Origin of the sequence: Mycobacterium asiaticum (assembly GCF_001673635.1) — a bacterium.
Lineage (GTDB): Bacteria > Actinomycetota > Actinomycetes > Mycobacteriales > Mycobacteriaceae > Mycobacterium > Mycobacterium asiaticum_C.
This window is the reverse complement of the sequence record NZ_LZMH01000043.1, coordinates 171,061-180,971: the sequence shown is the minus strand read 5'-3', so window position 1 is coordinate 180,971 and position 9,911 is coordinate 171,061. Positions and strand designations below refer to the sequence as shown.

Genomic DNA, 9,911 nt, shown 5'->3' with positions numbered 1-9,911 from the left:
CACTGTGATCTGCGCCCGGCTTGGAGCGACATTGTCGGCGCTGGGGCGGGTTCGCAGCCCAGTGCCGGCGGGGGCTTCCGGGAGCACCGTGATCTGTGCCCGGCTTGGAGCGACATTGTCGGCGCTGGGGCGTGCGGTGTGGGCCGGGCCAGCGCAGACGACGGCTCAACGCGGGGAGCTGGCAACGGGTGGGGCCGGAGCGGGTGACGGCCCAAGGCGCGTGGGCCGAGGCCGACGGCATGGGCGCGGCCTCGCTCGGGCGCGTGGGTCGAGCAGCGCAAGGCAAGCCGAACCCGCTTCCACGCAAGCGCCCGCCATCTCGTCTCAACGCCCGCCATCTCGTCTACAGCGTCCGCCATCTCGTCTCGACGACAATGTCGCTGCAAGCCGGGCACAAAGAGTGGTGCTACCTGGCAGAGGCTGGTGTGACAAATGGGGCGAGCAGCGCAAGGCAAGCCAAACCCGCTTCCACGCAAGCCCCCGCCGGCACTGGGCTGCGAACCCGCCCCAGCGCCGACAATGTCGCTCCAAGCCGGGCGCAGATCACAGTGCTCTCCGAAGCCCCCGCCGGCACTGGGCGGCGAACCCGCCCCAGCGCCGACAATGTCGCTCCAAGCCGGGCGCAGATCACAGTGCTCCCGGAAGCGCTCCGGCCCCAACCCAGCTGGTGGCGGCTAGGCTACCCACTCGTGCGTTGCCGGCAAGTCCTGATCGCGACTTTGATAGCCATCACAGTCGCGGGCTGCAGCGACAAACCTTCCAAGCCACCGGCCGCCAAACCCGACAGCTGCAAACCATCCGACAGCCCCACCGCCGAGACGGTGCGTCAGGCCATCGCCAAGGTGCCGATCGAGGTTCCCGGCTCAACTTGGGTGGAGATTGGCCGCGGCCGCACCCGAAAATGCCAGTTGAACTGGGTGCAGATCATTCCCACCATCGCCTCTGAGTCCACCCCGCAGCAGCTGCTGTTCTTCGACCGCAACACCCCACTGGGCTCACCGACCCCCAACCCGAAGCCGTACATCACCGTGTTGCCGCCCAGCAGCGACGACACCGTCACCGTGCAGTACCAGTGGCGGTCCGGCAACGACGAAGAATGCTGCCCGAGTCAACGGGCAACAGTGAAGTTCCAGATCGGACCCGACGGCAAGCTAAAGGCGCTGGGCCCAATCCCGCACCAGTCTTAGTCGGCAAGATTCTCCGGGTGCAGCATCTCGGCGTAGCGCAGCGGCTCCGGAATACCAAACCCGTCAACCAGTGTCCGGGCATGTGGCCGCAGCACGCGGCATCGATCGTTGATGCCCCGCGTGACGGCCTTGGCCCGCTCGGTCGACAGGTACCGGTGCTCGATGAACCAGGCCTTGTCCTCTTCGATCACCGACAGCGCGTACAGGTCGCAGATCACACCCAGCAACTCGCGGGCCTCGGGGTCCGGGCACGCATCGATGCCGGCGACGAACGCTTCCAGGACGATCCGGTCGATGTGCGCCTGCGCCGCGTGCAACACGTGATCCTGCACCGCGTTGAAGGCGTCGAACGCCGACATTTCCTTGGACTTTCCTTGCAGTCGGCGCGCCACCGATGACAGCAGGTAGTCTTCCCGGTCTTCGAACATTGAGACCTGGGTGCCGCGGTTGAACAGGCTGCCTTCCTCTTCGCTGTCCTGCCGCGCGTCGATGATCCTTTGCATGATCGCTTCGGCCGCAGTGCGTTTCATCACCCGGTCGCCAACGGTGTTGGCCGCGAACCTAACCCATTCCACCGGGCTCATGCTCTTGATGTCGTCGGCGTATGCGGTGAGCAGTTCCTTGGCCACCAACTGTGTCAGCACATGGTTGTCGCCCTCGAACGTGGTGAACACGTCGGTGTCGGCGCGCAACGCGATCAGCCGGTTCTCGGCCATGTAGCCCGCACCACCGCAGGCCTCCCGAGCCTCCTGAATGGCCCGCGACGCGTGCCAGGTGTTGGCCGCCTTCAGCCCGGCGGCCCGGGCCTCCAGCTCGCGCTGTTCTTCGGCGTCAACGACATCGGAGGTCTGCAGGTCGTGTGTCTTCGATACCAGTTCGTTCTGCGCAAACTGCAGCGCATAAGAACGGGCGATCAACGGGAACAACCGCCGCTGGTGCACCAGGTAATCCATGATCAGCACTTCTTTGCCGTCGTCGTCTGGCGCGCTGAACTGCCTGCGCTGCAACGCATATCGCGTCGCGATGTCCAACGCGACCCGGGCCGCCGCACCGGCGCTACCGCCGACGGTGACGCGGCCGCGAATGAGCGTGCCGATCATGGTGAAGAAGCGCCGGTTCGGGTTGTCGATCGGCGAGGTGTAGGTGCCGTCCGGCGCGACGTCACCGTACTTGTTCAGCAGGTTGACCCGGGGTACCCGGACATGGTCAAACATGATGCGACCGTTGTCGACTCCCGGCAGGCCACCCTTGTATTGGCAGTCCGACGTCGTCACACCAGGTAGGTCATTGCCGTCCTCGTCGCGGATCGGCACCAGCACGCAGTGCACCCCGTGGTTGACCGGCTTACCGTCCTCGTGGGTGATCAACTGCGCGAAAACCGCTGCCATCCGCGCGGTTTCGGCGGCGCCGCCGATGTAGTCCTTTCGCGCAGTCGGCGTCTCGGAGTGGACGACGAACTCCTCAGTCTCCGGGTCGTAGGTCGCTGTCGTCTCCAAGGACTGAACGTCGCTGCCGTGCCCGGTCTCGGTCATCGCGAAGCAACCGAGCAGGTCCAGCGTGATGATGTCCTTGATGTAGTCCCCGTGGCGCTCGGTGCCCAGGTTCTCCACCGCACCGCCGAACAGGCCCCACTGGACCCCCGCCTTCACCATCAACGACAGGTCCGACATGGCCAGCATCTCGATCATGGTGATCGCCGCGCCAACGTCGCCGGTCCCGCCGTGCTCCTTGCGGAACCCTTCGTCGGAGATCCCCGCGTTCGCCATGAGCTGCATCTGCTCGGCCACCTTGGCGCGGGCGATGACGGTGTTGGGGGTGTGGTGCGGGCGGAATGCCTCTTTGGAGAGCTGGGCTCGCGTCTGGTTCTTCACATCTCGCCAACGCCCGTCGAGCGCGTCGCGCAAATGATCGGCAGTGGTCTTCTCGTTCGGCGCCATGTCACGACGTTAACCCGTCCTCCGCCCCGCCGAAACAAGTCACACTTCAAGACGTTGCGGTGTCATGTAATCGTTAGGTCAGCACGCAGACGGAAAGAACTGGGATGCCGCATTATCTGGCAGCGCTCATGGCAGTCCTTTTGATGGGCACCGTGCTCACCAGGGTCCTGCTGCTCAAGAGATCGGGCACGAAGGCGATGCACTTCGGCAAGCTCGACAAGACCGACTTCGTGATCCCCCCGGTCGCGTCGGTGTACTTCTACACCATCTTCGCCGTCGCCTTCGGCTGGCCGCTGATCAGCACCCAGCGCTTCTTTCGCAACGTCGTGATCGCCTGGATCGGCGTGGCGTGCTGCGCGGGCGCCGTCGCGATTCTGGTGCTGAGCCTGGTGTCGTTCGGCAGGAGCTTTCGGGTCGGCATCGACATCGACAAGCCCGGCGGACTGGTGACGGCGGGGATCTTCGCGGTCAGCCGCAACCCTATCTACGTCGGTTTCCTGCTGTTCCTGACCGGCCAGCTGCTGGTGTTCCCCAATTGGGTTCCGCTGATCTACCTGCTGGCTGGCTCCTGGCTCATCCATCGGCAGGTGTTGCGCGAAGAAGACTTCATGCGCGGGCACTACGGGCAGGAATACGCCGAGTACTGCCGTCGGGTCCGGCGCTACTTATGAGAGACAGGCCGTAACCGGTACCGGACGAACCCGGCCCACAGCGCCCCGAGGACCAGCAGCATCAGCATGTCGAACACCCACCACCCCGAGTAGTGGGTCCACACCAGGTTGTCGGGTGCCAGCTTGTCGACGCGGCGCAGATTCACAGTGGCGGCGGCCGCCGCAAAACCCCACTGCGCCGGCACGAACCAGGAGATCTGGTCGTAGCCCCAGGTGCCCACCAAAGACACCAAACCCCCGGCGAACAGCAGCGATGCCAGCACCGCAGGAATGGCCAACGGCAGCGTTTCCCGTTTCGACTTGCCCAGCGAGGACAATCCCAGCCCGACGATCGCCGAGACGATGGCCGTCGCCGCCACACTCACATACAGCTCCACGTCCGCATTGCCCAACAGCACCGCCCCATGCCGCGGCCCACCCTTGCCGCTGACGACGATGGTGGTCAGGATCGCGGCCTGTACGGCCACGATCAGGCCGAAGACGACCAATTTGGCCAGCAGATAGGCCGACGCGGATAGTCCGATCGCCTGCTCGCGGCGGAAGATCCGTCGCTCGCCCACGAGGTCGCCGATGGTGGCCACGGTGCCCATCAACACCGCGGCGAAGTTGAGCGCGGCCAAAATCTCCAGCGCCTCGTGGGTGTTGGCCGACCCGGGGCCGGCCCGGTTCAGACCCGCAGTCCCCGGGATCAGCAGCGTCAAAGCGCCCAGCGCGAACGGCAGCAGCACGAGCAGCAGCACAAAGAAAGGTCGGGTCAGCAACAAAAAGAGTTGACGACCGGCCAGCAACCGGAACTGACGTCCGAAGCCCGGGACGGGCGGGAGCCGCTCGGGCCGGGTCACCGACGGCGGAGTCGGGGACACCGACGCCTGTTGCCGCATCAGGAACGCGTGGTGAGCGCCGAGCGGGTCGGCGCTGATGCGACCGAAAATCTGGTACCAGTCCGCGGTGCCGAGCGCGGACTCGATGTGCGAGGGCGGGCCGGCGAAAGCCAGCTGACCGGCCGGTGTCAACAGCAGCACCTGGTCGCTGAGATTGACGTGCACCAGCGACGTGCTGGCCACCACGACGACGCAGCCGAGGTCGGCCTGGCGGCGCAGCAGTCCCAACACGTGATTCTGTTGCTGCGGGTCCAGGCCGGCGCCGGGCTCATCGACCACCAGCAACGACGGGCGGGTAAGCAGTTCCACCGCCATCGATGCGCACCGCCGCAGCTCGGGCGGCAGCTTGGCGATCCGGGTGTCGCGATGCGGGGTCAGCTCGAGCTCGTCGAGGACCTGGAGGATGACCCGGTCACGATTTTCCGGCGTCGTGTTCGACGGCAGCCGCAGCTCGGCCGCGTATTCCAGCGCCCGCTGCACTGTGAAGCTGGGATGCACCCGGTTGTCGCGCGGCACCACACCGATGCGGGACCGCATTGTCTCCGGCTCGTCGTGTACGTCGCGCCCGTCCACCGTCAGGATCCCGGAACTGAGTGGCCGCGTCCCGGAGAGCAGCCCGGTCAATGCGAAGTTACGCGCCGCCGACGGCCCGACCACGGCAATCAGTGACCCCGGGCGAGTGGTGAACGAGATATCCGACAGCACCTCCCGGCCACCGACGACCAGTCCAAGGTTGTAGGCGGCCACCCCGATAGTGCGGGCGCCCGGCTGCAACGGCAGCCGACCGGTTTGCGGCGGCAGGTCGTCGGGGTCGGTATCGGCGCGCGCGGGCAACAGCTTGCGGGTCGCGTCGGTCATCCGTCCGACCAGGCCACGGCCCTTGGGCTCCCCGTCCTCGCGGGCGGACACAGCCCGGAACGGGTTGGTGGGACGCTCGAGCGGGGAGCGTTCGACCGGCCCGGTAGGGATGCGCGTGGTTTTAGGTTCAGCCGGTTCCGGGGCTGGCTCCGGCACTGGTTCGGGGACGGGCACCGGAACCGGCGATTCGACCGGCACCGGCACCGGCACCGGCACCGGGTCGGGGACCGGCTCTGGTGTGACGGCCTTGAGGCGGCGGGTCTCCGGCTCCATCGCGATGCGCCCGGTGGGCGGCTCCTCCGGCGCCGGCGGGGTCGGCGGCTCAACCGGTGCCGGCGGCGGCGGGCTCGACGCCGGAGGCGGGGTTGACGGCTCCGATGACGGCGAAGGCACCTTCACACCCAGCGGATCGGTGCTCGGCGGCGGCGCGTCCGACGGCGCGGCGACCTGGAACATCAGCCGCGGTCCGCGCTCTGGATCGCCGATCGCGACCATCTGACCGTCCCGGATGTCGACCGTCGACATCCGGATGCCGTCCAGAAACAGCCCCCGGTGACTCTGATCCACCGCGAGCCAGTGCGTACCGGCGAAGCGCAACACCAGGACCGGGTGCGTCGCCGCGTCCGGGCCGATCGGCCCCTCGGGCTCCAGGGGGATGTCGTAGTGATCGCCGATGCCCACCGTCACATCACGGCCCGGCACGAAGTCGTATCGCGTCGATCCGACCCACACGGTCAACGGGGAGACGTCAGGTATGGCCGTCCCCTTTCTCGACGGATACTGAAGACGGATATTGACATCAGTGTCTACCCGTTGCGGCGGTTCAGCCACCAACCGTCAGAGCGTATGGCGGCCTGGGGCAGTCGCCGCGTTCTCCAGTAGCCGCCGCAACACCTCGACCGCGTCGGCAAGCACCTGACGGTCCGCGGCGTCCAGCCGGGCGAGTTGCGGCTCGATCGCGGCGGCACGGTCGCGCCGCACCGCATTAAGCGTGTGCAGCCCTTCCGGAGTGATCCGGATCCGCACCGCACGCGCGTCGCCGGGGTCGACGGTCCGCGACACCAGTCCGGCGTCCTCCAGCCGACGCACCTGAGTGGTCATCGTCGGTTGGGAACAGTGGTCGACGGCGGCCAGGTCGCCGATGCGCGCTTCGCCCTGCGCCTCAATGGTCGCGAGCAACCGGGCCTGGGCGGCCGGCAACGGCATCTGGATTCGCTGGGTGGCCAACCGGTTCAGCCGCGCGACCACGGCAAGCAGATCCGCCCCCAGGCCGTGGGCAACCTCGGTGTCATTTGCTACTGCGGGCGAGCTCATGCGCCCATCGTTGCATAGCTTTGCTATGCGGAACCACTCGTGGGCGGCCTTCATACGAAACGCGCGTGGCTCAGCCTGCGACAAACAGACCTGGCAGAATCAGTCGAGTGAGCGAGATCGGGCCACCCCCGTCGCCCGCTCGGGGTGGACCGCTGCAACCGAGTGAACTGGCGCAAGCATCGGTGATGGCTGCGCTGTGCGCGGTGACCGCCATCATTTCGGTCGTGGTCCCGTTTGCCGCCGGAATCGCCCTGCTCGGTACCGTTCCCGCCGGGCTGCTTGCCTACCGGCACCGCCTGCGGGTGCTGATGACCGCGACGATTGCCGCCGGGCTTATCGCGTTCCTCATCGCCGGTGGCGGCGGATTCATGGGTGTGTTTCAGAGCGCCTACATCGGCGGCCTCACCGGATTCATCAAGCGCAAGGACCGCGGCACGCCCACCGTGGTGGTGACGTCCTTCGTTGCGGGAGTGGTGTTCGGCGCCGGAAACGTCGCGCTGCTGATGGTCCTGACCCGGCTGCGGCACCTGATGCGCGACGCCATCACCGCCAACGTCGACGGGCTCGCCTCCTTCTTCGGTCGTGTTCATCTCGAAGCGGTCGGCGCCTGGCTGAAGGTGGGATACGCCTTCTCGCTGCGGTACTGGCAGGTGATGCTGCTCGGCCTGGTCACCATCGGCGTGATGGTGATGTCGCTGGTCGGGTGGTGGGCGCTATCGCGGCTGCTGGAACGCATGCGCGGCATTCCGGACGTGCACAAACTCGATGCGCCCGCCGGCGATCTCGAAAACGCCGCCGTCGGACCGGTTCCGGTGCGCCTGGACAACGTGCGCTTCCGCTATCCCGGCGCCGACCAGGACGCGCTGCGCGAAATCAGCATGGAGATCGGCGTCGGCGAGCACGTCGCGATCACCGGCGCCAACGGTTCCGGCAAAACCACCCTGATGCTGATCCTGGCCGGCCGCGAACCGAGCTCGGGCACCGTGGAACGCCCCGGCGCGGTGGGTCTCGGCAAGCTCGGCGGCACCGCGGTGGTGCTGCAACACCCGGAAAGTCAGGTGCTGGGCACCCGGGTCGCCGACGACGTGGTGTGGGGTCTGCCGCCGGGCACCAAGACCGACGTCGCCCAGTTGCTGCGCGAGGTCGGCCTGGAAGACCTCGCCGAACGCGAGACCGGCAGCCTGTCCGGCGGTGAGCTGCAGCGCCTTGCGCTGGCGGCGGCGCTGGCCCGCGAGCCCGCGATGCTGATCGCCGACGAGGTCACCACGATGGTGGACCAGCAGGGCCGCGACGCGTTGCTGGGCGTGCTGTCCGGCTTGACCAAACGGCACCGCACCGCGCTGGTGCACATCACGCACTACAACAACGAGGCCGAATCAGCGGACCGCACAATCAAACTCAGCGACTCCCCGGACAACACCGGCATGACCCAGGCCGGGGACACGCCGCCGCCCGTCGCGGGCGTGGGGGACACCCACCATGCCCCGACCCTCGAACTCATCAACGTCGGCCATGAATACGGGATCGGCACCCCCTGGGCCAAGACCGCGCTGCACGACATCAACTTCGTCGTCGAGCAGGGCGACGGCGTGCTGATCCACGGCGGCAACGGTTCGGGCAAGTCGACGCTGGGCTGGATTATGGCGGGGCTGACCACGCCGACCAGCGGGGAGTGCCTGCTGGACGGCCGGCCCACCCACGAACAGGTCGGTGCGGTCGCGTTGTCGTTCCAGGCGGCTCGCCTGCAGCTGATGCGCAGCCGCGTCGATCTGGAAGTCGCCTCCGCGGCGGGCTTTTCGCACAAGGACACCGACCGGGTGGCCGCCGCGCTCGGCGTCGTGGGGCTGGACCCCGCCCTGGCCAGCCGCAGCATCGACAAGCTCAGTGGGGGCCAGATGCGGCGTGTGGTGCTCGCCGGACTACTGGCCTGCGAGCCCAAGGCGCTGATCCTCGACGAACCGCTGGCCGGGCTGGACACCGACAGTCAGCGCGGGCTGCTGCGACTGCTGGAGGACCTGCGCCGGGACAGCGGTCTGACGGTCGTCGTGATCGCGCACGACTACCTGGGCATGGAGACCCTGTGCCCGAGGGTTCTGCATCTGAATAACGGGACGCTGGAATCGGCGTCGGCGTCGACCTCCGCCGGAGGTGTGTCGTGACAACCACTTCGGCGCCGACGAAGCGCGAAACCCGAAAGCACGGCCGGCCCGTCGTGCTGCTGGTTCCGATCCCCGGCGGCTCGCCGATCCATGACTTGTGGGCCGGTACCAAGCTTTTGGTGGTGTTCGGCATCTCGGTGCTGCTGGCGTTCTACCCGGGCTGGGTGACGATCGGATTCATGGCGGCCCTGGTGCTGGCGGCGATCCGGATCGCCCACATTCCGCGCGGTGCCCTGCCGTCCATACCCCGCTGGTTGTGGATTGTGTTGGCGATCGGCGGTTTTACCGCGGCGCTGGCCGGCGGGAAACCTGAGGTCGTCATCGGCAGCGTCGAGCTGGGACTCGGCGGGTTCTTGAACTTCTTGCGGATCACCGCGCTGACGCTGGTGTTGCTGGCGCTTGGGGGATTGGTGTCCTACACCACCAATGTCGCCGAAATCGGGCCAGCGGTAGCGGCTTTGGGCCGGCCGCTGCGATTGTTCCGGTTGCCGGTCGATGAGTGGGCGGTGGCGTTGGCCCTGGCGCTGCGTGCCTTCCCGATGCTGATCGACGAATTCCAAGTGCTCTATGCGGCACGCCGATTGCGGCCCAAGCCGACTCCGCGCAGCCGGAAGGAGAAAAGGCAGCAGCGCCGACTGGAGATCATCGACCTGCTGGCCGCGACCATCACGGTGACGCTGCGGCGCGCCGACGAGATGGGCGATGCGATCACCGCCCGCGGCGGCACCGGTCAGCTCTCGGCGAACCCGCGCCGGCCCAGGCTGGCCGACTGGGTGACGCTGGCGATCACGTTGGTGGCCAGCGGCGCCGGCATCGCGATCCAGACCATCATTTCGGCCCGCTGAGGTTCACGGCCGCATCCGGTCGATCGAGGAGATCGATTACGTAGTGAATCAGCTCGCCG

8 protein-coding genes are annotated in these 9,911 nt (G+C 67.3%); 5 read left to right on the top strand and 3 right to left on the bottom strand.

Annotated features, from left to right (window positions below; all coding sequences use genetic code 11):
* Nucleotides 1-207, top strand: a 207-nt coding sequence (locus A5645_RS28360) for a hypothetical protein (protein ID WP_216638308.1), incomplete at its 5' end; no start/stop codon positions are given.
* 512 nt (nt 208-719) lie between these two features.
* Nucleotides 720-1,187: an LppP/LprE family lipoprotein gene (locus tag A5645_RS28355; RefSeq protein ID WP_253866987.1), complete on the top strand. Its 468-nt coding sequence runs from the start codon at nt 720-722 to the stop codon at nt 1,185-1,187.
* Here A5645_RS28355 and A5645_RS12905 read toward each other — a convergent pair.
* Nucleotides 1,184-3,124: an acyl-CoA dehydrogenase family protein gene (locus A5645_RS12905; protein ID WP_065034230.1), complete on the bottom strand. Its 1,941-nt coding sequence runs from the start codon at nt 3,122-3,124 to the stop codon at nt 1,184-1,186. The two genes, A5645_RS28355 and A5645_RS12905, sit on opposite strands and share 4 nt — an antisense overlap.
* A gap of 128 nt (nt 3,125-3,252) precedes the next feature.
* Between A5645_RS12905 and A5645_RS12900 the strand changes: the two genes are divergently transcribed.
* Nucleotides 3,253-3,795: a methyltransferase family protein gene (locus tag A5645_RS12900; protein ID WP_231122987.1), complete on the top strand. Its 543-nt coding sequence runs from the start codon at nt 3,253-3,255 to the stop codon at nt 3,793-3,795.
* On the opposite strand, the gene A5645_RS12895 is transcribed toward A5645_RS12900, so the two are convergent.
* Nucleotides 3,786-6,266: an ATP-binding cassette domain-containing protein gene (locus tag A5645_RS12895; RefSeq protein ID WP_065129756.1), complete on the bottom strand. Its 2,481-nt coding sequence runs from the start codon at nt 6,264-6,266 to the stop codon at nt 3,786-3,788. The genes A5645_RS12900 and A5645_RS12895 overlap by 10 nt on opposite strands.
* Nucleotides 6,267-6,371: 105 nt before the next feature.
* Entirely contained in the window at nt 6,372-6,848 is a 477-nt protein-coding gene (locus A5645_RS12890; protein WP_065129787.1) for a MarR family winged helix-turn-helix transcriptional regulator, read from the bottom strand.
* A gap of 107 nt (nt 6,849-6,955) precedes the next feature.
* On the opposite strand from A5645_RS12890, the gene A5645_RS12885 reads away from it, so the two are divergent.
* Both A5645_RS12885 and A5645_RS12880 read left to right on the top strand, forming a co-directional pair.
* Nucleotides 6,956-9,007, top strand: a complete 2,052-nt coding sequence (locus tag A5645_RS12885; protein ID WP_436405492.1) for an ABC transporter ATP-binding protein — start codon at nt 6,956-6,958, stop codon at nt 9,005-9,007.
* Complete coding sequence (locus A5645_RS12880; protein WP_065034233.1) at nt 9,004-9,852, top strand: CbiQ family ECF transporter T component; 849 nt, start codon at nt 9,004-9,006, stop codon at nt 9,850-9,852. The genes A5645_RS12885 and A5645_RS12880 overlap by 4 nt, the downstream gene beginning before the upstream one ends.
* Nucleotides 9,853-9,911: the final 59 nt, after the last annotated feature.